Genomic DNA, 22,739 nt, shown 5'->3' with positions numbered 1-22,739 from the left:
GACGTCATGCAAGATGAATCTCCTGCAGCGAGATCTCACCCCGCAGCGGACGCTCTGCGACCTGTGCCAGATCAGAGACGAATGTGTCCGCGATCGATCGGGTGGTGGTGAGTTGTACCGACAGAACATTGTTCGCTTGACTGCACACAGTTGCGCCGTGCCGGTACGCCACCAGCGCCACTGGATCGACGCGTTGGAACGTTGCGGTGACGTGTAGGCCGATCTGTGGTGTCACCGGAACGAACGGGCCGTGGTCCGTCTTGATACGAACTATCCCGATGATCTTGTTGAGACGCTTGATCAACATGGCGTCGGAGATCGTTGCCGGGCAACGGTACGCGATCGACATTCCGGTGACTCCCGGCGATGTCACGGACACCCACGTCGACAGGCTGACAACCTCGACGCCGAGCTTCCACCCCAGCGACGAAATACGTGCGAGAACTGCCGCGGTATCGTGGCATTCGACGACCATGGTGCCCACCCGACTCGTATCGGTGCCCACCCGAGCCGCTTCACCCATTTCCTCGACCTCCTCCGCCTAGAGAGGAAGTCCGGGCGCATCGACCCCGATGATTCTCGATCCCCGGAAGAAGTCGAGAAGCTCGTTGTCGCCGTGTGCGCCGATACCGCTTCCGCCCCAGAAACTCTGGGTCGAGTGGTCGTCGAGGTCCAGGAGGCTGGTGCTGTTGATCTTGTTCTCACCGCAATCGATTCGGGTCGCAAGTTCACGAGCGGCGTCGACGTCGGCGCCGAACACGTATCCGGCCAGGCCGGTATCGAGAGCGTTGGCCTCGAGCAGAGCTTCCTCGTCGGTTGATGCTCGGTGCACCGTCAGGATCGGCCCGAAGGTCTCCGATTTGGTCTGCTCCGACGAGATTCCGTGCACCACTGTCGGTGGGAAGAACCATCCGGAATCGTCAGGCACGGGGGTGCTCGAGACGGCCGTGCCGCCCACGCCACGGAGGAACTCGACGGTATCCCGCATCCGTTGGAGTTGAGGCTCGTTCGCCTGCGGACCCATCGTGGTGTTGGCGTCATCGGTTCGGCCGAGTGCGATTTCGGCCGTGCGGTCGAGTATTGCGTCGACAAGCCGGTCGTGAAGGTGCGGCGGCACGAAGACGCTTCCCGGACTCTCACACCATTGCCCGTTAAGTTTGGTGAACCCGTCGACGAGTGCGGCGGCAGTCAGATCGATGTCGGCGTCGGCGCGGATGATCACGGGGTTGTTGCTGCCGAGCTCGAGTTGAAGAGCCTTGAAATCGGTAGAAGCTGCAGCGGCGATGGAACTACCGGCTGCTCGGCCGCCGGTGAACGCCAGTGCTCGGATTCGTCGATCGGAGGCCAGTAGATGCCCGACGTCCCCGCCTCCGTGAACGAGTTGAAACAGAGCTTTCGGCGCGTCGACTTCGGCGATGGCACGTGAGATCGCCTCGGCAAGCACGTTGGGACCCGACGGTGCCCAGTTGGAGGGCTTGGCGATGACCGGAGCACCTGCGGCCAAAGCGAATGCGGTCTTCTTGGCGGTGATGAAGCTCGGTGCGTTCCACGGTGCGATCACAGCGGTCGGGCCCCACGCCAGCCGATGTAAATGTGCACCTGACGCCAGCTGCTCGAACCCGGAGGAGTTCTTCAGATGCGTTGCAGCACTGCGGAACAGATCGGGAAGTCCGCCGGCGAAAAGTGTGCTGATCGAAAGCGGAAGGCCGTTGTTCTTGGAGTCCTCACGGGCGATCGCCGCAGTCCGTTCTTCGACAAGTTCAGCCGTTCTCTCGAGTAGGCGCACCCGGTCGGCGACCGATCGACGGGTCCAGACACCCGATCGGTGAAGTTCTGTCGCGGCGGTGATTGCCCTCTCCACCTGTTCGGTGGAGGACGAGAGTTGGGCTTGCAGTTTCTCTCCGGTGTCGGGATCGGTGAGAAATTCGCCGAGTTCGATAGCCGGTGTTTCGACGTTTCCGTCGATCGTGTTGTTCTGGGGCACGAGTGAGCATGAAGTGGTCATGACTGTCCTTCGTGGCGAAATCGTTTGTAGGTCAGATGTTGTCGAGGTAGCGTTCGCGTTCCCAGTCGGTGACCGCGGACATGAAGGAATCCCATTCGTCCTTGGCGACTGCCGCATAGTGCGATACGACGTCGGCGCCGAACGCCGCGAGTGCGAACTCACTGGCCTCGAGCGCACGCGCCGCTTCGTCGAGTGTGCCGGGCAGCGGTTGTTGCTTCACCTTCTCGAGTGTGTCTGTGTCGCTGTACCCGTCGCGTCGTACCGGTGCGCCGGGATCGAGCTTTCGTGTCAGACCGTCGTTCATCGACGCCAGAACGGCGGCGAGTGCGAGATACGGATTTGCGTCCGCCCCTGGCAGTCTCATTTCGAGACGGTTGGCGGACGGTGCACCGGTGATGAGTCGGCAGGTGGTGGTCCTGTTGTCGAAACCCCAGGTCAAGCCGTTCCCCGAGAAATCGTGGCTGGCTCTGGTGCGGCGCATCGAGTTGATGGTCGGCGTGTAGAACAGCATGAGTTCCGGGCAGTGCTCGAGAACTCCGCCGACGGCGTGCAGCAGTTCGGCGCTCGCGGTGTTTTCTGCGCTTTCGTCGTGGAATGGGAAGGTGTCGTCGCTCCGCATGGACGCGTGAATATGACACGACGAGCCCATGCCGTCGGTGCTCGGACGTGCCATGAAGGTAGCAGTGAGCCCTTCTGCCGCAGCGACGTCGTGGACGACCTGCTTGAATAGCACATGGCGGTCGGCCATCTCGAGGGCGGTTCCGTATTCGAGGTTGATCTCCCACTGGCCCAGGCCGTATTCGACCTGAGAGACCTCCACGGGAATCGCGCTCTCCTCCAACGCGGTTCGTACCTTGCGGAAGAAAGGTTCCATCGCGTTGCCGGCGGTGATGGTGTAATCCGAGGGCACCAGGGTGGTGGGTTCGAGATCCCGATAGCCGCTGCGCCGCAATGCGTCGGGGGTACCTCGGTAGAGGTGGAACTCGAGTTCCGTTGCCGCGTAGACGGTGTGGCCGTCAGCTTCGAGCTTGTCGATCTGTTTGCGCAGGATCGTGCGCGGTGCGATCGGGACCATCTCGCCGGTATGTTCGTCGACCGAGTCAGCGATGACGATGGCAGTGGACTCGAGCCACGACGCGCGTCGCAGTGTTCCCAGGTCAGGTTGCAGGCGGAAGTCATGCCAGCCGGTGTGTCCGCCGGCGTAGTCGACAACGAGTTTGTCCATGCGTTGGCTGGCATCCCAGGCATACACACAGGTGCACACATGCAGGCCCTCGTCGATGTTCGCGAGGAAAATTCGCGTCGGGACTCGTTTGCCGATCAACCGTCCGTAGAGGTCGATACCGGCGATGAGGACGGTGTCGATGTCGGACTCGGCGAGCTCGGCCGTGGTGAGCCGGCCTTTCATCGGGCAAGCCATCCGCCGTCGACGGGCAGCTGGACTCCACTGATGTAGGAGGCGTCGTCGGAGAGCAGGAAGGAGACTGCAGCACCCATGTCCTCGGGGCGGCCGACGCGCGGCACCAGGAGTCTGGACTTCATGAAGTCGAGAACTTCGCCGGAGGAGACGTCGATGCCAGGCAGGAAGGCGGTGGGGACCGGCCCGGGGGCGATCGCGTTGACTCGTACGTTGTACCGCGAGAGTTCGACGGCCAGAGCCTTCGTCAGCATCTTCACTCCACCCTTCGACGCGTTGTAGTGGACCTGTGCGAAGCCCTGGGAGGACACGACCACGTCCGCTTCCACCGTCGACAAGTTCACCACAGCGCCGCTGTTGCCGTCGCGGAAGTACGGGGTGGCGATCTGCGTGACGATGAACATGCCTTTGAGATTGACGTCGAGGACGAGGTCCCACTCTTCGTCGGTGAGGTTCTCGAGAGAACTCATCGTGATCAGGCCGGCGTTGTTGACGAGGTAGTCGAAGCGTCCCCATTCGGCGACGGTGGCTTCGAAAGCGGCGCTCACGGCGGCGCGGTCGCGCACATCGGCCTCAAGGGCGAGCGCGGGTGTGCCGTACTGCGATTCGATAAGTGCGACGGTCTCCTTTGCACTTTCGATGTGAAGGTCCACGACCGCGACGCGGGCACCGTCGGAGGCGAGGCGCAGCGCGATGCCGCGGCCGATTCCGGAGCCTGCACCGGTGATCAGGGCAACCTTGTTCTCATGCGTACGTGACATTGTTGTCTTCCATTCTGTGATGATCGATCTGGTGAGAAGAATTGGTCCGACGGGAGGTTGCAGCGTCGACGAGCCACGAGAAGAGCGGGTCGATTTCGACGAAGAATTCGGGGTGCCACTGCACGCCCACCACGGGGCGATCGGCGGCCTGGATGGCTTCGGCGACGCCGTCGAGCGCGCGTCCGACGATCCGAAGCCCGCTCCCCGGGGTGTCCACGGCTTGGTGGTGAAGGCTGTTCACGTGAATGCTGTTGCCGAACAGACTGTGTGGGACGGAACCGGATTCCAGAGCGACCTGTTGCGGTCGGTACGAACGCGGATAACCGAAGAAGCTGTGTGCCTCACCGGCGTCGGTCGGAAGGTCGGCAATCAGAGTGCCCCCGCGGGCGACGTTGACGACCTGGTGTCCTCGGCACACTCCCAGGATCGGCAGTCCGATTTCCCAGGCTGCATCGACCAGGGCGAACTCGAATTCGTCCCGAGCGGGGTCGATCATCGAGGAGTTTGGTCCGGGGGTGCGGCCGTATCGCCTGGGGTCCACGTCGGAACCACCGCTGAGGACGAGGGCATCGAGATGCTCGACGATTCGGCGCGGATCACTGTGGATGCTCAGCAGGATCGGTTGACCACCGGCAGCGCGGATTTTCGAGGGAAAATCGGTGAAGAACATTTCCATCAACGCGTCGCCGACGACGTTGGGTAGTGACGGCCCGCCGCGGTCGACGCGGCCGGTGACTCCGATCAGGGGCATGGCGGGGAGTGCCTCCGCCGTCATCGTAAATTGGGTCATAGGAGCGAGCATAGAACCATTGAATGGCTTTTCGCTAGAGTTTGGCTTGTAAAGTCGGGGTAACGGGTTCGAAGTGCCGCGCGCTGCTGTATCTATTCAAGGACAGTTGCGAATGGGAGCGTTCGATTTCGTAGGTCAAGACGAAGCGTAAGTGTCGGTCCAGGCACCGAGTAGGGGGTACGAGACGTGCAGATCGACAAGCTGCCGGCCATCGAATTCATGGTCAGTGCACCGACGTTGGGGGAGGATATCGCTCGACGCTTGCGACTGCTCATTCACAGCGGCGCGCTCAGCCCCGGTGATCGCCTGCCATCCGAGCGTGAACTGTCTCAGCAACTCGAAGTCGGTCGAGTCAGTGTGCGAGAAGCGGTCCGAATCCTTCAGGCGATGGGATACATCGAGGTGCGGCGAGGAGCCACGGGCGGATCGTTCGTTTCGGAGTTGACCAGGCCTTATGAAGACTGGGTTGGCCAGTTGAAAGCGCGAGAAGCAGACATAGACGAGATCGTCGACCTCCGTATCGGATTGGAAATGCGCACGGCAAGCCTCGCGGCGGTCCGGCGAACCGATCGTCATCTTCTCGAGTTGCTCGAATCCATTGAGCAATTGGGGGTTTCCGGAAGTCGGGGATCGTTCCGGGCTTGTGACGCCAGGTTCCACGGCGGTATCGCCAGAGCGGCGGGAAACAGCAGGTTGGAGGCCGCTGTGGTCGAGGCTCGCGGCGAAATGTTCGTCCCCGTCGATCATCTCGTGTTCGAAGACCAGGTCGAGGCTTCGAGGGTGGAGCACAAGGAAATCTTCGAGGCGATCAAGCGGGGCGACAGCGCTCGCGCGGCGGAGGCAATGGAACGTCACATTCTGCACGCAAAAGACGAGCTCAAACGCTTGGCGCTGCAGGAAGAAGGCTGACGGGAGCGCGACGAACGGACGGTTCGTCCCGTTTTTCGCAAGTAAAAGTTTTGTGAATTGGGTCCCGAATCGACTTCAATGGTTCTAACATCGCCCGTATGACCCATACTTCCGTCAATGCTTCACGTGATGCATCCGGCGATGACCGAACTCTTCGAGGCTCGCTGGGTACCGGCTCGATAGTCCTCATGGTCGTTGCCGCAGCTGCTCCCCTGACTGTGATCAGTGGTCTTGTGCCGCTGGGTATTTCCGGTGGCAACGGTGCGGGCTTCCCCATGACCTTCGCCGTGACAACCGGTGTACTTCTGCTCTTCGCCGTCGGGTTCACCGCGATGTCGCGTTACATCCCGGGAACCGGAGCGTTCTATCTCTACATCGGACATGGTCTCGGCCGTGGTGCCGGCGTCGGCAGTGCGATGTTGGCCCTCGTCAGTTACAGCACAGTGCAATTGGCCGTATACGGCTACCTCGGCCCGGCAATGAGTTCGTTGATCACCTCCTACGGTGGTCCGGAGGTGCCGTGGTGGATCTTCTCGCTCGCCTCGTTGGCTCTGGTAGCCGTCCTCGGATTTCGTCATATCGAATTGTCGGGCAAGGTGCTCGGCATCCTGTTGATCGCAGAGGTCGGGATCGTAGTCGTACTCGACGCTTTCATCATCGCCGACGGTGGTCCGGAAGGCCCGTCGACAGCAATGTTCTCTCCGTCGGAAATATTCTCCGGATCCCCCGGCGTCGCATTGGTATTCGCGCTTGCCGGTTACATCGGGTTCGAGTCGACGGCGATCTTCCGTGACGAAGCGAAGGATCCCGCGCGGACTATCCCGCGAGCGACATACGCCGCCTTGATCCTCATCGGCGGCTTCTACGCTCTCTCCAGTTGGGCGGTTGTGACAGCCTGGGGCGACAAGGGTGCAGTGGACATTGCGGGTACTGACCCCGACGGCATGCTGATCACCACTGCCACCGACTTTGCCGGAACGGTGACAGCCCACCTGATTCAAATTCTGTTGGTGTCCAGTCTCTTTGCCGCAGTTCTGTCTCTCCACAATGTCTTGGCCAGATACATCTTCGTTCTGTCGAACACCGGCGTTCTGCCGGGCGCAGGTGGGCGGACGCACCGCGTGCATGGTTCGCCGCACATCGCGTCAGTGGTGCAATCCTGCTGTGCTTTGGTACTTCTCGGAGCTTGCATCGTCATCGGTCTGGATCCGGTGACACAGATCTTCGCGTGGTTCGCCGGCGTTGCAACGGTGGGGATCGTGGCTCTCATGTTGCTCACGTGCCTTGCGGTGCTCGTCTTCTTTCATCGTACGAAGGTCGATCAGCGATTCTGGCACACCAAACTTGCCCCGAGCTTGGGCCTTGTCGGGCTGATCGGATTCGCGATCGCTATTGCCGGAAACCTTCCGCTCCTACTGGGCGGCAACATTCTGGCCGTGGTGATGACCGGGGTGCTGGTGCTCGCGTTTGTCGGTGGATTCCTCTATGCGCGACGACGGAAGCAAGTGAGCTTCGAACTCCCGTCGTGAGAGGGCTTTCGGTGAAATGATGGGTGCACCCGCACTCGAGAAAGCAGGACTCCCATGACGTTCGCGGATCTGGACGGCGATGAACTGTGGAGTTACCTGACGGAGCGTTCAGGATTGCCCGGCCCGCGCGCGAACCTTGGGCTCATGCTCGAGTTCGCGCGCGGCGCCGATGACGACGACATCCTGCTGGCGGCGGAGTCCGAGGACGAATACATCCGCTGCTGTGGGATCGTCGGGCTCGGATTCATCCTTGTTCGTTCACGCGACAAGGCTGTTCTGAACAGTCTGACGGAGGCAACCACCAGTGCGTCGTGGCGTGCACGTGAAGCTGCCGCGATGGCCGTTCAGGCGATAGGCGACACGGATCCGCAATTATTGCGGGCGATCATCGAGCAGTGGTCACGCTCCGCTCATCCATTGACGCTGCGCGCAGCGGCTGCGGGGATCTGCGAGCCACGGTTGCTGAAGGACAAGACCAACGCTGCGCTGGCCGTTCAGGTGTGCCGAGACGCTACCGAGTGGATCGTCTCGCAACCAGCTGATTCTCGTCGCGAGGCCGACACACGGACTCTCCGGCAGGCGCTTGGATACTGCTGGAGTGTCGCGGTTGCGGCGGATCCGGAGAATGCCCTGCCGGCATTCGTCTCCCTGGGGGCGTCGGACGACACCGATGTCGTCTGGATCGTGCGGGAGAACCGGAAGAAGGCTCGCCTGCGCAAGGTGCTCGAAAGCTGACCCGTGGAACAGAGTCGTAGGTTATCCTCAGAATTAGAACCTGTTCTAACTACGAGGGGTAGACCATGGCACCGTCCGCAGAGGTAATCCGCAAGACCGTCGACGCCTACATCGAGACCGTTGCGACGGGCACTGCTGCCCAGGTTGTGGCCCTGTACGCAGAGGGTGCAACGGTCGAAGACCCGGTTGGTACCGACGTGCGCACCACCCGCGAGTCCATTCTCGAGTTCTACTCCGTGATCGAGAATTTCGACCAGGAAGCTCACCTTCAGACCCTCCGCATCGCCGGAAACGAAGCGGCATTCCACTTCTCGCTGATCACCAAGCTCGGCGAGCAGACCCTGACCATCGCACCCATCGACGTCATGACCTTCGACGACGACGGAAAGATCCTGTCGATGCGCGCATTCTGGAACCAGGAAGACATGATCACCGCCTGACATGACGGTCAAGACGATCGACGTCGACGGATTCCGTTGGCAGATCGACGATTCCGGTTCCGGGACAGCTGTGGTCATGTGCCACGGCTTTCCCGGCCTCGGATACAGCTATCGCCATCAGTCGGCAGCGTTGGCGGAAGCGGGTTTTCGGTCGATTGCACTCGACATGCCCGGTTACGGCGGCACTACCCGCCCCGACGCGATCGAGGACTACACCAACGACGCCGTCGCGAACCGGCTGATCGACCTACTCGACGCTCTCGGAATCGACAAAGCGGTGTTCGTCGGACACGATTTCGGCGCTCCGGTCGCGTGGACGACAACGCTTCGTCACCCCGATCGCGTTGCGGGACTGGTCTCCTTGGCGGTTCCCTATGCGCCGGACAGATTCCCGGCCAAGCCCTCGACGATCTACGCCGCCTTGGCGCGAAAGCACTTTCTGCACATTCACTATTTTCAGGAACCGGGTGTCGCGGAGCGCGAACTCGACGCCCGTCCACGTGAATTCCTTCAGCGGCTCTTCCACGCCTTGTCCGGGGCCTACCGGTACCTCGATGTGTGGAAGAACCCCTCCGAAGGAAACGGCTATCTCGACGTACTTCCCGAGGCGCCGGCGTTGCCGTGGTCGTGGTTCACCGAGGATGATTTGGATGCCTATGTAAAGGCCTTTACTGCAACAGGTTTCACCGGTGGCTTGAACTGGTACCGAGCGTATGACGCCAATTGGGAACGCAGCGCGGATCTGGACGGAGCGCACATCGAGGTCCCGACGCTCTTCGTTGCGGGCGCGGAAGACCCGGTCATCGCGATGAGCGGTCCCAAGGCATTGGACCGAATGAAGGACACCGTCCCCGACCTGCGGGGTGTACATCTCCTCGGCGGTGCGGGGCACTTCGTACAACAAGAACACGCTGCCGAGGTCAATGAACTTTTGATCTCTTTCCTTCGGTCGCTCTAGGCGAAATCGGGCCGAAGGTCTAGCGTTGCGCAGATGCGCACCAGGATCTTCGATCGCGGTATTCGGGTAGGTATCACCGGTGCTCTTGTTGCCGGTTCGCTTCTGGCTCTGGGCGTGTCCGGTGCCGCCGCCGCTCCGCCTTGCCCTGGATCGTCACCCGCCATACTCAGCGCCCAGATTCCGGGTGCGGCCCTCGAGGGTGTCACGGTGGACGGGCAAGGGCGCCTGTATACGACCGACCTGGTGAGTGGGCGGATCTTCCGCGTCGACGGGCCTGGTCAGGCCGCAGTTCCGATCGCGACGGTTCCCGGCGGTGCGGGCGCACTCGCGTGGAGCCCGGACGGTTCACTGCTGGTGGGTACCGGAGCAAACGCAAGTGTTCTGATCGGCGATCTGAGGCGGGCTGCGTCGGTCGCGCGGGTCGACGTGAACTCGGGCGCCGTGACGCCGATAGCCGGTGGTCTGAGCGCTGCAAACGGCCTTGCCGTCGCGCACGACGGGACGATCTACGCCACCAACGATTTCGGTTCGCTGATCGGAAAGGTCAGCCCGAATGGTTCCGTCGACCCGGCGTGGGCAACCTTCCCGAGTGCAAACGGCGCTGCCCTGAGCGCCGATAATCGCTGGCTCTACGTTTCGCGCACGTTCGCAAACCCGGGTGTCAGCCGCATCTCCGTGGACAATCCGGGATATTCGGAGTCGTTGGTCGATCTCGGTGGTTTCGAAACCTTCTCTGCCCCAGATGGTTTGACCTTGGACTCGCGAGATCGCGCAATTGTTCCCACGGACATCAGTGGTGAGGTGTGGCGGATCGACGGACCCGGCCAGTACTGCTCGCTCACCAGCGGACTGCAAGCGTCGAGTGTGTTGACCTACGGGCGTGGCAATTCCGGTTTCGCGGCCGGGCATCTCTACCGCGCCGGGTTCGACGGAAAGATCTTCGAGATTCCGGCCGGCTTCGACGCGGGCGCCCAGGCCGCAACCCCCTGACGCGACACCCTGACGCGACTTACCCACTACTGATGCCGGGACTGCCGGAATCGTCCATACTGGTCTGCATGGCGGAAACGAGTGAGATCGACGAGGCCGAAGTGGCCCTTCCCGCGATACCGCAGCCGTTGCTGACCCCGCTCACGGAAGCTGCGATCTTCCTGGTTTTCACCATCGGCGAGGGTGGTGAGCAGGCAGTTCACGACGTTCTGGCGGATATTTCCGGGCTGCAACGCTCGATCGGATTCCGGGTTCCCGCCGGTGGCTTGGCTGCCGTCGTAGGCATCGGTTCGGATGCGTGGGACCGACTTTTCGACGGTCCACGGCCGGCGGAATTGCATCCGTTCGTCGAGTTGACCGGTGACAAACACCACGCCCCGCGCACGCCGGGCGATCTGTTGTTTCACATCCGGGCCCGTCAGATGGACCTGTGCTTCGAGTTCGCCACGGTCGTGACCAACAGGTTGGCCGGGGCCGCGTCGGTGATCGACGAGGTCCACGGGTTCAAGTATTTCGAGCAACGCGACCTCATGGGTTTTGTCGACGGTACCGAGAACCCGTCCGGGCAGGCCGCTTACGTCGCGGTCACCGTCGGTGACGAGGATCCGGATTTCGCAGGCAGCAGTTACGTCATCGTCCAGAAGTACCTCCACGACATGTCGGAGTGGAACTCCCTGCCCGTCGAGGAGCAGGAGAACGTCATCGGACGCTCCAAGCTCGAAGATCTCGAGATGGACGACGACACCAAGCCGGCCAACTCCCACACCGCACTCACCGTCATCGAGGACGAATCCGGTGAGCAGATCCAGATTCTGCGGGACAACATGCCGTTCGGCCACGTCGGTTCCGCTGAGATGGGTACCTATTTCATCGGTTACTCGGCGTCGCCTACGGTCACCGAGCAGATGCTCACCAACATGTTCATCGGGAATCCCGTCGGCAATTACGACCGCATTCTCGATTTCTCCACCGCCGTCACCGGAATCAATTTCTTCGTTCCGACGGCGGACTTTCTCGACGATCCCCCGGACTTGCCGACCAGGCTCGTTCCCGAAGCGACGTTCACAGCGCCCATCTCTGACGGTTCTCTCGGAATCGGCAGCCTCAAAAGGAGTGCCCAGCAATGACAAACCTGCACCGCGACCTAGCACCCATTTCGGCAGCAGCCTGGGCCGAGATCGAAGAAGAGGCGAGCCGTACCTTCAAGCGTCACGTCGCCGGTCGTCGTGTCGTGGATGTGGAGGGACCGTCGGGTGACGATCTCGCGGCCATCCCACTCGGGCATCAGGTGCCGATCAATCCCTTGGCCGACGGCGTCATCGCACATGCTCGTCAGTCCCAGCCGATCATCGAACTGCGGGTCCCTTTCACCGTCAGCCGTCAGGCCATCGACGACGTCGAACGCGGCGCCAAGGACTCCGACTGGCAGCCCGTCAAGGACGCGGCCAAGCAGATCGCGTTCGCCGAGGACCGCGCCATCTTCGAGGGATACCCCGCAGCCAGCATCACCGGCGTGCGGGCCAGCGGTTCCAACCCGGAACTGAAGCTACCCATCGACGCCAAGGACTACCCGGAAGCCATCAGCCAGGCGATCACGTCGCTGCGCTTGGCCGGTGTCAACGGACCGTACTCACTGCTCCTGAATGCAGATGCGTTCACCGCGATCAACGAGACCTCCGATCACGGCTACCCCATCCGCGAGCACCTGCGACGCGTCCTCGACGGCGAGATCATCTGGGCCCCGGCCATCGACGGCGCTTTCCTGCTGTCGACGCGTGGCGGTGACTACGAATTGCACCTCGGCCAGGACCTGTCCATCGGCTATCTCTCGCACGATGCGAACTCCGTCGAGCTGTACTTCCAGGAATCGATGACGTTCCTCATGTACACCAGCGAAGCTGTTGTCTCACTTGCGTGAGACCTTTCGAAACCTCTGATACCAGGGTGGGCGAGGCAGTTCGCCGATGTCCTGGAGATGGGCGACAAAGGCCTGGGCATCCGCATGCGAAGACGACTTCGGTCGTCCGTCCGCCCACGCTGTGAACAACTGAAGATAACGATCGCCGAGAGTGTGGCGCACGACCGGAAGGTGGTGCGCCACTTCTCCTGCGCGCTTTCGGAGCAGCGCCGCCGAGACAACGGCGGCTTCGTCTTTGTCGAAGCCTTCGGGCAGTTCGCCACCCGCCACCAGTGCGCGAATCAGCGCCTCTTGACGCTCACCGAGCGTGCTCATGTGCGTGACCAATCGGTGCCCGCGGTGATGCGATCCAGACCAGCTGCGTCGGCGATGGCATCGAGCTCGTCGAGCAATTCCAGTGCCGGCGGATAGTTTCCGTCGCGCTCGAGCATGATGGCAGGATGGTGACCGGCGGCGGTGAACTGCGCAAGGAGTTCCAGCACGGCTTCGGGTACCGGATCGGTGTGCGTGTCGTGGTATTTGCCGTCGCTGATGCTGCCACCGGCGATGTGGCAGTATGCGATTCGCTCGAGTGGTAGCCGGCTCAGCTCGGCCCAGGGATCACGCCCGCGGTTGAGGGCATTGGCATAGACGTTCGCGATGTCGAGAACCAGCAGGGCTCCGGTGCGCTCGACGATCTCCGCGAGAAACTCCCCTTCGGTCAACTCGTCGTCCGGCCAGTCGAACAGGGCGGCAACGTTTTCGACGGCGAACGGCACCGGTAGACCGTCCTGAGTCCGGGTGATGTTGCGTACCAGGGCGTCGACGGCTTCGTAGGTGCGCGGAAGTGGGAGCAGGTGGCCGGCCTCGATGCCGCCTGCACGCACGAATGCGATGTGCTCGCTCGCCAAGGGGGCGCCCAGTAGCTGGGATGCACGCGCAAGGTGATCGATCCGTGCCTGATCTACCGCCTCGGCCCCGCCAAGTGAGAGCGAGATTCCGTGCGGGATCACCGGAACTCCGAGCGAGCCGAGGTGCGGCGGTATCTCGTTTCCGACGGATTCGGCAATGACTTCGCAGAATGCCAGGCCGTCGAGTTGCGCGATGATTCCGGAGACCTCGGGGCGCCAACCGATTCCCAGGCCGTGCAGGGTCATTCGAGTCACCTCCCGTGTGCAACTGCTAACGGCGACTATAGACGGATCAGCCGGGCAACCAGTTGGGTCCCGGACCGTTGCCTTCTTCGAAGATCAGCCACGTTTTGGTCGAGAGAACCCCGTCGAGTCCCTGGAGTTCTTCGAGAACGGTGTGGCGTAGTTCCTGGTTGTCCGGGGCACGGACCAGCACCAGAACGTCGAAGTCGCCGCCGAGGAGGGAGAAGTGCTCGACAAACGGCAGGGCCTTCAAGGACGCCGCCAGACCTCGCCACGAGTGCTGCCTGATCGAGAGTGCAACGTATGCCGAGGAGCCGAGTCCGGCCTTCTCGTGGGCGATCCGCGTCGTGAATCCGGTGATGATTCCGGCGTCCTCGAGCCTTTCGATGCGGACGTAGGCGTGAGCGCGGGATATGTGCGCCTTCTCGGCCAGTGCACGCATGGAGATGCGACTGTCTGCGACCAGCTCGGCGATGATGCGACGGTCGATCGCATCGAGAGCGTGCGGTTCGGTGGCCATCTGTCCATTCCTGGTTCGGTAGTCGAGTCGGTTGATGGACATATTGCTGCCCGAATCCTCATGATAGGCCGTTTGTCTTGAATCCTCGACGCTTGCTGCCATTACGTCGCCGAAGTGCGAATACTGATGGACACAACGTCTTCTGGAGGTAGAAGTGACACTTGTCGAACCCTTGGGGGAACTGCGGTATCAGAAGTTCCTGCCGGCCGATTCTGCGGTGCAGTACCTCGACCCTGCCGGAGAACTGACGCGCAGCGAGGCCCGCTACGCAAAACCGAGCGACGATCGCCTGATCGCGATGTATCGAAAGATGTTCCTGGGCAGGCGTTTCGACCAGCAGGCGACGGCGCTGACCAAACAGGGGCGCCTGGCCGTGTATCCGTCCTCGCGAGGGCAGGAGGCATGTCAGATCGCGGCAGCGATGAGTCTGGAGCCGAGTGACTGGCTCTTCCCCACCTACCGGGATTCGATGGCGTTGGCCGCCCGGGGTGTCGATCCGGTGCAGATTCTGAGCATGCTCGCCGGCGACTGGCACTGCGGATACGACCCGGTCGCACTGCGCAGTGCGCCGCAGTGCACCCCGCTGGCAACGCAATTGCTGCATGCAGCGGGGGTGGCCTACGGGGAGTCTCGACGGGGCTTGAACACCGTCGCCTTGGCGCTCTGTGGTGACGGGGCCACCAGTGAGGGTGATTTCCACGAAGCGCTGAACTTCGCCGCCGTCTTCAAAGCGCCGGTGATCTTTCTGGTGCAGAACAACGGATTTGCGATCAGCGTGCCGTTGTCACGTCAAAGTGCAGCACCGACGTTGGCGCATAAGGGCGTCGGCTACGGGATCGGCAGCGAGCAGGTCGACGGCAACGATCCCGTTGCGATGCTGGCCGTCATGGACGAGGCGGCACGCTTCGTCCGCAGCGGAAACGGACCGGTGATCGTCGAGGCACACACTTATCGCATCGACGCACATACCAATGCCGACGACGCCACCCGCTACCGCGACAGCGCCGAGGTGGAAGCCTGGCTCGGGCGAGATCCGTTGCCGCGTCTCGAAAAGTATCTGCGCGCAAACGATCTGATCGACGACGCGTTCGTGGAATCACTGACCGCAGAGGCAGAAGCAGAGGCCGCCACACTACGCGCCGGCATGAACGTCGACCGCCCGCACGATCCGCTCGATCTGTTCCGGTACGTCTTCGCCGAGCAGACACCGCAATTGCGTGAGCAACAAGCCCAACTCGAAACCGAACTTGCCGCCGAAGCCGCTGACACAGGGGGACACTGACCATGCCCATGCTCACGATGGCTCAGGCCCTCAACACCGCGCTACGCGACTCTCTGGCTGCGGACGACAACGTTGTCGTCTTCGGTGAGGACGTCGGCACCCTGGGCGGCGTTTTCCGCGTCACCGACGGCCTCACCCGCGACTTCGGCGACGACCGATGCTTCGACACTCCCCTCGCCGAGTCCGGCATCATCGGATTCGCAATCGGCATGGCCATGGCCGGTTTTCGTCCGGTCGTGGAAATGCAGTTCGACGCGTTTGCCTATCCGGCGTTCGAGCAGATCGCCTCCCATGTGGCGAAGATCCGCAACCGCACCAAGGGTGCGCTGTCGATTCCGATAGTCATTCGTGTTCCTTTTGCCGGCGGTATTGGCGGGGTGGAGCATCATTGTGATTCCAGTGAGGGCTACTACGCGCACACACCCGGACTGAAGGTTGTGGCGCCGTCCACGGTGGAAGATGCGTACTCGCTGCTACGTTCGGCAATCGAGGACCCCGACCCCGTGATCTTCCTCGAGCCCAAGAAGCTGTACTTCGCGCGAGCAGATGTCGAACTGACCGCACGTGAGCCGATCGGTCGCGCCGTCGTCCGTCGCCCCGGTCGTGACGCGACGCTCATCGCCTACGGTCCGTCCGTGGATGTTGCACTGAGGTCCGCCGAGGCCGCTGCAGCCGAGGGCCGGGACATCGAGGTGATCGACATCCGCTCGATAGTGCCGTTCGACGACGAGACGGTCACCGCATCGGTGCGAAAGACCGGACGCTGCATCGTTATCCAGGAAGCGCAGGGTTTTGCCGGTGTGGGTGCAGAAATTGCTGCCCGCGTGCAGGAACGGTGTTTCCACCATCTCCATGCCCCGGTGCTCCGGGTCAACGGCTTCGACATCCCCTACCCCGCTCCCAAGCTCGAGCGTCACCACCTGCCCAGCATCGACCGGGTCCTGGACGCCGTCGACCGTCTGCAGTGGAACGACGCCCCGGACACCCGTTGGGCGGTGACGGCATGAGCAATCAGGTTTTCATGCTCCCCGACCTCGGCGAAGGACTGGCGGAGGCCGACATCGCGGAGTGGCACGTCAAGGTAGGCGACGTGGTCACCATCGATCAGATCGTCGTCGAGGTGGAAACTGCGAAAGCTGCTGTGGATGTGCCCATCCCGTTCGCCGGGACCGTGATCGAACTACACGGCAAAGACGGAGACACCCTGAAGGTGGGCACACCGCTGATCACTGTGAGTGGTGGCGAGAGTGTCGACGCGGTCGTTTCGGCCAACCACGAGCGCTACCGCGAAGAGGAACGCGCCGGTTCGGGCAACGTCCTGATCGGCTACGGCACCAGCGAGGATGCACCTCTGCGCCGCCGCAGAGCGGCTCCGTCGGTACGCGTGATCTCACCAATCGTTCGTAAACTGGCCTTTGACAACGATATCGACCTGTCCTTGCTCTCCGGGTCGGGTGCCGGCGGGGTGATAACGCGTGCTGACGTCGAGGCCGGGTCGAACACCGGCCCGGAGACGGAAACGTCGCACGTGAGCGACCAACGCATCCCGATCAAGGGACTACGCAAGGTGGTGGCCGACAAGCTGTCCACCAGCCGCCGTGAGATCCCGGACGCAACAACCTGGGTTGACGTCGACGCCACCGAACTGTTGGCGGCGCGTGCCGTGATCAACAAGTCACTGCCCGATTCCGACAAGATCAGCCTGATGGCGCTCCTGGCTCGGCTGACCATCGCGGCGTTGGCGCAGTACCCCGAACTGAACTCGTCGGTCGATACTGCTCGAGGCGAGATCGTTCGACACGCCCGCACCCACCTGGGGATCGCCGCGCAGACACCGAAGGGATTGATGGTACCGGTCATTCGTAATGCCGATTCGCTGAGCACTGCCGAACTCGCACAGGCACTTCGGGTGACCACCGACCTTGCCCGCGACGGCAAGCTCGAACCCGCCCGCCTGACCGGCGGCACGTTCACGCTCAACAACTACGGGGTATTCGGGGTCGACGGATCGACTCCGATCATCAATCACCCCGAGGCGGCAATTCTGGGGATCGGACGCATCATCGACAAGCCGTGGGTCGTGAACGGCGAGTTGACCGTTCGTAAGGTCACTCAGATCTCGTTGAGCTTCGACCACCGCGTCTGTGACGGGGGCGAGGCCGGCGGATTCCTCAGGCTGTTCGGTGACTACATCGAGAACCCGATCCGCGTCCTGGGAAGGCTCTGATGACAACTGCAGAACCCCACAGCGACGTCGTGATCCTCGGTGGAGGATCGGGCGGCTATGCCTGCGCCATCCGCGCCGCTCAACTCGGATTGTCGGTCACGCTGATCGAAGCGGACAAGGTCGGCGGAACGTGCCTGCACCGCGGATGCATCCCGACCAAGGCACTGCTGCATTCCGCCGAGGTGGCCGATTCGGCACGCACCAGTGAGCAATTCGGTGTCCGGGCATCTTTTGCCGGCATCGACGTCGCGCAGGTGCACGACTACAAGAACGGGACAGTCGAGCGGCTGTACAGCGGTCTGCAAGGCTTGTTGGCGCAACACAAGATCACCATCGTCAACGGATACGGGACGTATGTCGGTGGGCGAAGCATCGACGTCGACGGAACCCGCTACACCGGAACATCACTCGTTCTGGCCACCGGCTCGTATCCGCGGGAACTCCCCGGCATCGAACTCGGCCGACGGATCGTCACCAGCGACCAGGCACTCGAACTCGACCGGGTGCCCACCAGCGCAACGGTACTCGGTGGCGGTGTCATCGGCGTCGAGTTCGCAAGCCTCTGGCGCTCGTTCGGCGCCGAAGTAACGATCGTCGAGGCACTCCCCCGACTGATCGCCGCCGAGGATCCGTGGTCGTCGAAGCAGCTGGAGCGGGCATACCGGAAACGTGGAATCGTCTGTAAGACAGACACAAAGGTCGATTTCGCGAAAGAAGCAGCCGATTCCGTCCGCATCGAACTAAGCGACGGAACGAAACTCGACACCGACCTACTGTTGGTCGCCGTCGGCCGCGGACCTCGCACGGACGGTGACGGTTTCGAAGAAAACGGAATCAGCCTCGACAAGGGATTTGTCGTCACCGACGAACGCCTCCGTACGTCCGTGGACGGTGTGTACGCGGTCGGCGACATCGTGCCCGGTCTTGCGTTGGCGCACCGAGGTTTCCAACAAGGAATCTTTGTGGCCGAACAGATTGCCGGCAAGGATCCGATACCGGTCGCCGAACACCTGATTCCTCGCGTGACGTACTCACATCCCGAAGTTGCATCGATCGGACTCGACGAAGAGGCGGCGCGCACGCAGTACGCCGACGTCTCCACCGTCATCTACGACCTGGCAGGTAACGGCAAGAGTCAGATCCTGCGAACTACCGGCGGAATCAAAGTGATTCGAAGCGGAACGAAAGGCCCTGTTGTCGGAGTTCACCTGGTGGGAGACCGCGTCGGCGAACTGATCGGTGAGGCGCAGTTGGCCGTTGCCTGGGAAGCACTTCCCGATGAAGTGGGGCGTTTCATCCACGCGCACCCCAGTCAGAACGAAGCGTTGGGCGAGGCCATGCTCGCACTCGCGGGAACACCACTGCACGCCCACAACTGACCCGGAGACAGAAAAGGAGATTCAATGAGTATCGACGACGAACTGCGCTGGGACGGTGAACTGACCGTCACACGCCATGATCGGGAGACCGGCACGACTTTCGTGATTCGAATCGACTCCACCCGTCTGGGACCGGCGTCGGGTGGCACGCGGGCCGCTCACTATCCCTCCATCGGTCACGCATTGGCGGACGCCGGGAAGCTGGCCGGCGCAATGACTTTGAAGATGGCGGTCTCCGATCTGCCGATGGGTGGCGGGAAGTCGGTAATAGCGCTACCTGCACCGCGCAATCAGATCGACGCCGCAACCTGGACCCGTATCCTCGACATCCACGCCGAGAACATCGACAAGCTCGAAGGAAACTACTGGACTGGTCCTGACGTCAACACCAACTCTTCCGACATGGATCAGCTCAGCCGCACCACCAAATACGTCTTCGGGCGTTCGGTCGGCAACGGTGGCGCCGGTTCCAGCGCGCACGCCACCGCTCTGGGTGTGTTCGAAGCGATGAAGGCCACGGCGCGTCGCCGAGGACTCGGAACACTCGACGGCCGAACGGTACTGGTACAGGGGCTCGGCGCCGTCGGCGGCGACGTCGTCCGTCTCGCAGCGCAGGTTGGCGCACGTCTGCTGGTTGCCGATACGGACCCGCAGCGCCTCGAGGCGGCTTCTCTCGCGGGGCACACGGTCGTTCCTGCCGGCGAGGTCCTCCGAACACCGTGTGACCTCTTTGCCCCCTGCGCGATGGGAGGCATCATTGATTCCGCAGCGGCTGCGTCGATTCCGACTATGGCCGTGGCGGGCGCAGCAAACAACATCTTGACCGATGCCGCTGCCGGTGAGGTTCTGCGAGACCGCGGGGTTCTCTGTGCCCCTGATTTCGTCGCGAACGCAGGCGGAGCCTTTCACCTCGTGGGGCGAGAAGTCTTGGGGTGGAACGAAGACGACGTCGTCGAACGAACCCGCGGGATCGGTCGAACCTTGGACGAGGTGTACTCGTTGAGCGAGGAACGTGGCATCACTACCGAGGCCGCAGCGCTTATGCTCGCCCGGGCGCGGCTATCCCCCGCATCCACCGCCGCCGCCACATCCGCCACCCCCGCTGCAGCTGCCGCCTCCCCCGTCTGAACCGCCACCGTCCGAACCCCCGCTACTTCCGCTGCCGTCGGCACCGATTCCGGCGGCGGAGGCCAAGGCGGGATTGATCATCAGCATCGCCGAACCGGCGAAGAGAGCAGCGGACATTCCCGCCAAACGCGGTCCGTAGGCGGAGAAGGCAGGCTTGTTGCGCGGGGACAGGTAGGCGTGTGCCGTGGTCAATTCCGAACGTGCCGCCTTGCCAGAGGTGGTTCGATCGAAGTTGAGCCCGAGCAGCGGGATGCTGAACCCGGTGACGAGTACGGCGAGAATCAGAAACTCGACGGGCTTGTCGTTGTGCAGTCCGAAAGCAATGCGGACGATACCCACGGCCACCAGGATCTTCAGCGGAACTGTGGAGAGAAAGATTGAACGCCTGGTGCTGTCGGAGGTCAGGTATCCCCGGTCCGCCAAAGAGTTTCGTAGGCGAGCTGTTTCCACCGTCATACGCTCGGCGAGTTGGCGCCGACGATGGGGTAGAGCCTGCTGGGCCAGGCGCTGGTACACGGTGAGGGTGTACCAGTCCAGGGTCTCGTCGCCAGGGCCCAACGGGCGCAGGACAGCGCCGTCGGTGGTGATCAGGTCAGCGCGACGCAGGATTGCCAATGATGCTGCGATGGCGCGTGACTCGCCGGTGAGCATTCCGACTTCCGGAGGCGTCAGTTGCTCGGCGGAATACCCGTGCTCGGTTGAGTACCCGTGCCGGCGTGCCCGGATCATCAGACGCCACCCCAGAGTGAGAACCATGAGCGTGGCCGAAACGGCTATGTAGCCGTAGAGGAAATCCTCGCTGGGGATCCCCCACGTGTCGGCTGCATGCGTGCTCATCCCCCACACCCCCCGCCGCCGCAACTGCTCCCACTGCCGCCACCGCCGTCCGAGCCGGATGAGGAGCCACAACTGTAGTAGCTCGAACTTCCGCCACCCGGGCTGTACGCGGCGCCCGCAGCTACCGCTCCCGCCAGCGCCGGATCGATCAGAACCAGAGCGCCCGCACCGAAGAGCGCCGCCGACAGCCCGGCGAGCGAGGGACCGTAGCTCGTGTACGCGGGCCGCAGTTTCGGTGAGAGGTACGAGTTTTCGTGCTTGAGGCGTCGAAGCTCGCTGTCTCCCAAAGCTGTCCGACGACGCTTGATGCGAAGAAGTGGAATCATCAGAGCGAGAACGATGATGGCGAGGAGCAGGAACCCGACCGGCTTACCGCCGGCGATTCCGGCGACGAGACGGACTACGCCGAGAGCAATGACCGCCACGATCGGAACGGTCCGAAGGGCAGCGGTCAGACCGTCCTGCTGGCGTTGCAAATATCCCTCGTCGATCAACGTCGTACGTAGTTGTGCGAGTGCGACGTTCAGCCGTCCCATCAGACGCACCTGCCGCAGCGGGACCTTTCCGTTGCCGAGCCGCTTGTGCACCGTACGGGTGAACCAGTCGAGACGATTCTTGTCCTCCGCAGTGAGTGCCAGCTTGGTCTTGCCTTCGGTGCTGATCAGCTCGGCGCTGCGCAGAATAGCCATCGACGCCAGCACCGCTTGGTAGTCACTGGTCAAGGCACCGATCTCGGGAGGAGTGAGCGGCCGACGGACAGCGTCGACGACCACCGGTGACCGGCGCGCAGTCATTCGGCTGTACAGCGAGAGTCCGATCGCGACGGCAGCCGCCACCAGGTACCACTGAAGGAAAGTCTGGCTGGGGATCCCCCATGTATCCGTATGATCATGCATCGCACACCACCTCTCGATGAACTCCTGAGACAAGTCCAGTCTCTTTGTCCGACAACTGATGTCAGTATCGGGCCAGTGCCCGGAAAAGCGATATCCGGATTGCCATCGTCACCATTCCGTTACCGCCGAACTGGGGATTTACCGGCCGGTAGGTCGAAGCACGATCTCCGTGGGGTGTGCGTCGGACGGTGTTTCGACGGCAGTGAGTACGGCACGCGCCACAGTGGAGGCTTTCAGGAAGCGCTCCGGGTCGTACTCGTCGCCCTCACCCGCGACGATGTCGCGCTGCATGTCGGTGTCGATCCGTCCGGGGTGAATGGAGGTGACCCGAAGTGCCGGCTCTTCCAGGCGCAACGCATCTCCGAAAGCGCGCAGGGCGAACTTGCTGGCCGCATACGAGCCCCAACCGGCGTTGGCGCGCAGTCCGGCACCCGAATTGATCAGCACGACGTGACCTCCAGCCGCACGAAGCGCGGGCAGGAGAACCCGCGTGAGTTCGGCGACGGCGATGACGTTTGCCTCGAGGGTGCGTCGCCACTGATCGACCGAGGATTCCTCGATGGTTCCGATGTCGGCCACGCCGGCGTTGTGTACCAGCACGTCGAGCGTCGTGATGGACGAGGCGGCGGCGGCGACGGCGTCGTAGTCCGTGAGGTCGAGGGGTAGGGGCGTCGATCCGGGCAGTTCGGCGCAGATCGGCTCGAGGGCCTGTGCGGATCGTGCACCGAGCAGCAGGTCGTGTGTCGGCGCCAGTTCGCGTGCGATGGCAGCTCCGAGGCCGCGACTGGAACCGGTGATCAAAGCAGTAGGACGCATGGTGCGAGCCTATCGAGTGAGGATTGTTCGGCCATACGAACTTGTGTATTTGTTTACCCACATATTAGA

24 protein-coding genes are annotated in these 22,739 nt (G+C 62.5%); 13 read left to right on the top strand and 11 right to left on the bottom strand.

Annotated elements, in window-relative coordinates:
- Positions 1 to 4: 4 nt before the first annotated feature.
- Genes ACBG85_RS28805 through ACBG85_RS28785 form a run of 5 tightly spaced genes read right to left on the bottom strand, consistent with a single transcriptional unit; the run spans position 5 to position 4,973 of the window.
- On the bottom strand, positions 5 to 523 hold the full coding sequence (locus ACBG85_RS28805; protein ID WP_234551193.1) for a hypothetical protein: 519 nt from the start codon (positions 521 to 523) through the stop codon (positions 5 to 7).
- 18 nt (positions 524 to 541) lie between these two features.
- Positions 542 to 2,005, bottom strand: a complete 1,464-nt coding sequence (locus ACBG85_RS28800) for an aldehyde dehydrogenase family protein (RefSeq protein WP_341513903.1) — start codon at positions 2,003 to 2,005, stop codon at positions 542 to 544.
- A 31-nt stretch (positions 2,006 to 2,036) separates the two neighbouring features.
- The gene (locus tag ACBG85_RS28795) at positions 2,037 to 3,413 is read right to left on the bottom strand and encodes a glutamine synthetase family protein (protein ID WP_099696898.1); all 1,377 of its coding nucleotides are present in this window, start codon (positions 3,411 to 3,413) and stop codon (positions 2,037 to 2,039) included.
- Positions 3,410 to 4,183, bottom strand: coding sequence for an SDR family NAD(P)-dependent oxidoreductase (locus ACBG85_RS28790; RefSeq protein WP_021332597.1), 774 nt, complete (start codon positions 4,181 to 4,183; stop codon positions 3,410 to 3,412). Before ACBG85_RS28790 ends, ACBG85_RS28795 begins: the two co-directional genes overlap by 4 nt.
- Entirely contained in the window at positions 4,167 to 4,973 is an 807-nt protein-coding gene (locus tag ACBG85_RS28785; protein WP_230691795.1) for a gamma-glutamyl-gamma-aminobutyrate hydrolase family protein, read from the bottom strand. Before ACBG85_RS28785 ends, ACBG85_RS28790 begins: the two co-directional genes overlap by 17 nt.
- A 186-nt stretch (positions 4,974 to 5,159) precedes the next feature.
- On the opposite strand from ACBG85_RS28785, the gene ACBG85_RS28780 reads away from it, so the two are divergent.
- From ACBG85_RS28780 to ACBG85_RS28745, 8 genes are all read left to right on the top strand, one after another.
- On the top strand, positions 5,160 to 5,882 hold the full coding sequence (locus ACBG85_RS28780; RefSeq protein ID WP_021332595.1) for a FadR/GntR family transcriptional regulator: 723 nt from the start codon (positions 5,160 to 5,162) through the stop codon (positions 5,880 to 5,882).
- Positions 5,883 to 5,980: 98 nt separating this feature from the next.
- Entirely contained in the window at positions 5,981 to 7,411 is a 1,431-nt protein-coding gene (locus tag ACBG85_RS28775; protein WP_050655905.1) for an APC family permease, read from the top strand.
- 54 nt (positions 7,412 to 7,465) lie between these two features.
- Positions 7,466 to 8,146: a hypothetical protein gene (locus ACBG85_RS28770; protein ID WP_372025712.1), complete on the top strand. Its 681-nt coding sequence runs from the start codon at positions 7,466 to 7,468 to the stop codon at positions 8,144 to 8,146.
- A gap of 65 nt (positions 8,147 to 8,211) precedes the next feature.
- Positions 8,212 to 8,586 (top strand): nuclear transport factor 2 family protein, encoded by a 375-nt coding sequence (locus tag ACBG85_RS28765; protein WP_003942502.1) that lies wholly within the window; start codon positions 8,212 to 8,214, stop codon positions 8,584 to 8,586.
- 1 nt (position 8,587) lies between these two features.
- Positions 8,588 to 9,544 (top strand): alpha/beta fold hydrolase, encoded by a 957-nt coding sequence (locus ACBG85_RS28760; RefSeq protein ID WP_372025709.1) that lies wholly within the window; start codon positions 8,588 to 8,590, stop codon positions 9,542 to 9,544.
- Positions 9,545 to 9,577: 33 nt separating this feature from the next.
- On the top strand, positions 9,578 to 10,534 hold the full coding sequence (locus tag ACBG85_RS28755; RefSeq protein ID WP_372025708.1) for an SMP-30/gluconolactonase/LRE family protein: 957 nt from the start codon (positions 9,578 to 9,580) through the stop codon (positions 10,532 to 10,534).
- Positions 10,535 to 10,602: 68 nt separating this feature from the next.
- A complete protein-coding gene (locus tag ACBG85_RS28750) occupies positions 10,603 to 11,661 on the top strand; it encodes a Dyp-type peroxidase (RefSeq protein WP_372025707.1) in 1,059 nt (352 codons plus the stop codon).
- A complete protein-coding gene (locus tag ACBG85_RS28745) occupies positions 11,658 to 12,452 on the top strand; it encodes a family 1 encapsulin nanocompartment shell protein (RefSeq protein WP_003942478.1) in 795 nt (264 codons plus the stop codon). The genes ACBG85_RS28750 and ACBG85_RS28745 overlap by 4 nt, the downstream gene beginning before the upstream one ends.
- Here ACBG85_RS28745 and ACBG85_RS28740 read toward each other — a convergent pair.
- Genes ACBG85_RS28740 through ACBG85_RS28730 form a run of 3 tightly spaced genes read right to left on the bottom strand, consistent with a single transcriptional unit; the run spans position 12,441 to position 14,105 of the window.
- Positions 12,441 to 12,767 (bottom strand): hypothetical protein, encoded by a 327-nt coding sequence (locus ACBG85_RS28740; RefSeq protein WP_007729071.1) that lies wholly within the window; start codon positions 12,765 to 12,767, stop codon positions 12,441 to 12,443. The genes ACBG85_RS28745 and ACBG85_RS28740 overlap by 12 nt on opposite strands.
- On the bottom strand, positions 12,764 to 13,588 hold the full coding sequence (locus ACBG85_RS28735) for a DUF692 domain-containing protein (RefSeq protein WP_007729070.1): 825 nt from the start codon (positions 13,586 to 13,588) through the stop codon (positions 12,764 to 12,766). The genes ACBG85_RS28740 and ACBG85_RS28735 overlap by 4 nt, the downstream gene beginning before the upstream one ends.
- 46 nt (positions 13,589 to 13,634) lie before the next feature.
- Positions 13,635 to 14,105, bottom strand: a complete 471-nt coding sequence (locus tag ACBG85_RS28730) for an Lrp/AsnC family transcriptional regulator (RefSeq protein WP_020971454.1) — start codon at positions 14,103 to 14,105, stop codon at positions 13,635 to 13,637.
- A gap of 154 nt (positions 14,106 to 14,259) precedes the next feature.
- On the opposite strand from ACBG85_RS28730, the gene pdhA reads away from it, so the two are divergent.
- The 5 genes from pdhA to ACBG85_RS28705 are packed head-to-tail and all read left to right on the top strand — an operon-like array spanning position 14,260 to position 20,121.
- On the top strand, positions 14,260 to 15,387 hold the full coding sequence (pdhA, locus tag ACBG85_RS28725; RefSeq protein ID WP_372025705.1) for a pyruvate dehydrogenase (acetyl-transferring) E1 component subunit alpha: 1,128 nt from the start codon (positions 14,260 to 14,262) through the stop codon (positions 15,385 to 15,387).
- A 2-nt stretch (positions 15,388 to 15,389) separates the two neighbouring features.
- Positions 15,390 to 16,394 carry an alpha-ketoacid dehydrogenase subunit beta gene (locus ACBG85_RS28720; protein ID WP_151098518.1) on the top strand — a complete coding sequence of 335 codons (1,005 nt, stop codon included), beginning with the start codon at positions 15,390 to 15,392 and terminating at the stop codon, positions 16,392 to 16,394.
- The gene (locus ACBG85_RS28715; RefSeq protein ID WP_372025703.1) at positions 16,391 to 17,614 is read left to right on the top strand and encodes a dihydrolipoamide acetyltransferase family protein; all 1,224 of its coding nucleotides are present in this window, start codon (positions 16,391 to 16,393) and stop codon (positions 17,612 to 17,614) included. Before ACBG85_RS28720 ends, ACBG85_RS28715 begins: the two co-directional genes overlap by 4 nt.
- Positions 17,614 to 18,993, top strand: a complete 1,380-nt coding sequence (lpdA, locus tag ACBG85_RS28710) for a dihydrolipoyl dehydrogenase (RefSeq protein WP_372025701.1) — start codon at positions 17,614 to 17,616, stop codon at positions 18,991 to 18,993. The genes ACBG85_RS28715 and lpdA overlap by 1 nt, the downstream gene beginning before the upstream one ends.
- 24 nt (positions 18,994 to 19,017) lie before the next feature.
- Positions 19,018 to 20,121 (top strand): Glu/Leu/Phe/Val dehydrogenase dimerization domain-containing protein, encoded by a 1,104-nt coding sequence (locus ACBG85_RS28705; RefSeq protein ID WP_372025699.1) that lies wholly within the window; start codon positions 19,018 to 19,020, stop codon positions 20,119 to 20,121.
- Here the strand turns inward: ACBG85_RS28705 and ACBG85_RS28700 are convergent.
- From ACBG85_RS28700 to ACBG85_RS28690, 3 genes are all read right to left on the bottom strand, one after another.
- Positions 20,053 to 20,958, bottom strand: a complete 906-nt coding sequence (locus tag ACBG85_RS28700) for a TIGR04222 domain-containing membrane protein (protein ID WP_372025697.1) — start codon at positions 20,956 to 20,958, stop codon at positions 20,053 to 20,055. The genes ACBG85_RS28705 and ACBG85_RS28700 overlap by 69 nt on opposite strands.
- Positions 20,955 to 21,854, bottom strand: a complete 900-nt coding sequence (locus ACBG85_RS28695) for a TIGR04222 domain-containing membrane protein (protein ID WP_372025695.1) — start codon at positions 21,852 to 21,854, stop codon at positions 20,955 to 20,957. Before ACBG85_RS28695 ends, ACBG85_RS28700 begins: the two co-directional genes overlap by 4 nt.
- A 138-nt stretch (positions 21,855 to 21,992) precedes the next feature.
- Complete coding sequence (locus ACBG85_RS28690; RefSeq protein WP_007729052.1) at positions 21,993 to 22,670, bottom strand: SDR family oxidoreductase; 678 nt, start codon at positions 22,668 to 22,670, stop codon at positions 21,993 to 21,995.
- Positions 22,671 to 22,739: the final 69 nt, after the last annotated feature.

This window comes from Rhodococcus sp. NyZ502 (assembly GCF_041464245.1).
Lineage (GTDB): Bacteria > Actinomycetota > Actinomycetes > Mycobacteriales > Mycobacteriaceae > Rhodococcus_F > Rhodococcus_F qingshengii.
This window is presented reverse-complemented; position numbering and strand designations above follow the sequence as displayed.

What these genes read in the sequence shown, in the direction of transcription:
- ACBG85_RS28695 (WP_372025695.1), bottom strand. Translation starts at nt 21,854, where the DNA reads ATGCATGATCATACGGATACATGGGGGATCCCCAGCCAGACTTTCCTT.
- ACBG85_RS28745 (WP_003942478.1), top strand. Translation starts at nt 11,658, where the DNA reads ATGACAAACCTGCACCGCGACCTAGCACCCATTTCGGCAGCAGCCTGG.
- ACBG85_RS28785 (WP_230691795.1), bottom strand. Translation starts at nt 4,973, where the DNA reads ATGACCCAATTTACGATGACGGCGGAGGCACTCCCCGCCATGCCCCTG.
- ACBG85_RS28705 (WP_372025699.1), top strand. Translation starts at nt 19,018, where the DNA reads ATGAGTATCGACGACGAACTGCGCTGGGACGGTGAACTGACCGTCACA.
- ACBG85_RS28720 (WP_151098518.1), top strand. Translation starts at nt 15,390, where the DNA reads ATGCCCATGCTCACGATGGCTCAGGCCCTCAACACCGCGCTACGCGAC.
- ACBG85_RS28715 (WP_372025703.1), top strand. Translation starts at nt 16,391, where the DNA reads ATGAGCAATCAGGTTTTCATGCTCCCCGACCTCGGCGAAGGACTGGCG.
- ACBG85_RS28735 (WP_007729070.1), bottom strand. Translation starts at nt 13,588, where the DNA reads ATGACCCTGCACGGCCTGGGAATCGGTTGGCGCCCCGAGGTCTCCGGA.
- ACBG85_RS28730 (WP_020971454.1), bottom strand. Translation starts at nt 14,105, where the DNA reads ATGGCCACCGAACCGCACGCTCTCGATGCGATCGACCGTCGCATCATC.
- ACBG85_RS28750 (WP_372025707.1), top strand. Translation starts at nt 10,603, where the DNA reads ATGGCGGAAACGAGTGAGATCGACGAGGCCGAAGTGGCCCTTCCCGCG.
- ACBG85_RS28800 (WP_341513903.1), bottom strand. Translation starts at nt 2,005, where the DNA reads ATGACCACTTCATGCTCACTCGTGCCCCAGAACAACACGATCGACGGA.
- ACBG85_RS28755 (WP_372025708.1), top strand. Translation starts at nt 9,578, where the DNA reads ATGCGCACCAGGATCTTCGATCGCGGTATTCGGGTAGGTATCACCGGT.
- ACBG85_RS28790 (WP_021332597.1), bottom strand. Translation starts at nt 4,183, where the DNA reads ATGTCACGTACGCATGAGAACAAGGTTGCCCTGATCACCGGTGCAGGC.
- ACBG85_RS28805 (WP_234551193.1), bottom strand. Translation starts at nt 523, where the DNA reads ATGGGTGAAGCGGCTCGGGTGGGCACCGATACGAGTCGGGTGGGCACC.
- ACBG85_RS28740 (WP_007729071.1), bottom strand. Translation starts at nt 12,767, where the DNA reads ATGAGCACGCTCGGTGAGCGTCAAGAGGCGCTGATTCGCGCACTGGTG.
- ACBG85_RS28795 (WP_099696898.1), bottom strand. Translation starts at nt 3,413, where the DNA reads ATGAAAGGCCGGCTCACCACGGCCGAGCTCGCCGAGTCCGACATCGAC.
- lpdA (WP_372025701.1), top strand. Translation starts at nt 17,614, where the DNA reads ATGACAACTGCAGAACCCCACAGCGACGTCGTGATCCTCGGTGGAGGA.
- ACBG85_RS28770 (WP_372025712.1), top strand. Translation starts at nt 7,466, where the DNA reads ATGACGTTCGCGGATCTGGACGGCGATGAACTGTGGAGTTACCTGACG.
- ACBG85_RS28775 (WP_050655905.1), top strand. Translation starts at nt 5,981, where the DNA reads ATGACCCATACTTCCGTCAATGCTTCACGTGATGCATCCGGCGATGAC.
- ACBG85_RS28765 (WP_003942502.1), top strand. Translation starts at nt 8,212, where the DNA reads ATGGCACCGTCCGCAGAGGTAATCCGCAAGACCGTCGACGCCTACATC.
- ACBG85_RS28700 (WP_372025697.1), bottom strand. Translation starts at nt 20,958, where the DNA reads ATGAGCACGCATGCAGCCGACACGTGGGGGATCCCCAGCGAGGATTTC.
- ACBG85_RS28760 (WP_372025709.1), top strand. Translation starts at nt 8,588, where the DNA reads ATGACGGTCAAGACGATCGACGTCGACGGATTCCGTTGGCAGATCGAC.
- ACBG85_RS28690 (WP_007729052.1), bottom strand. Translation starts at nt 22,670, where the DNA reads ATGCGTCCTACTGCTTTGATCACCGGTTCCAGTCGCGGCCTCGGAGCT.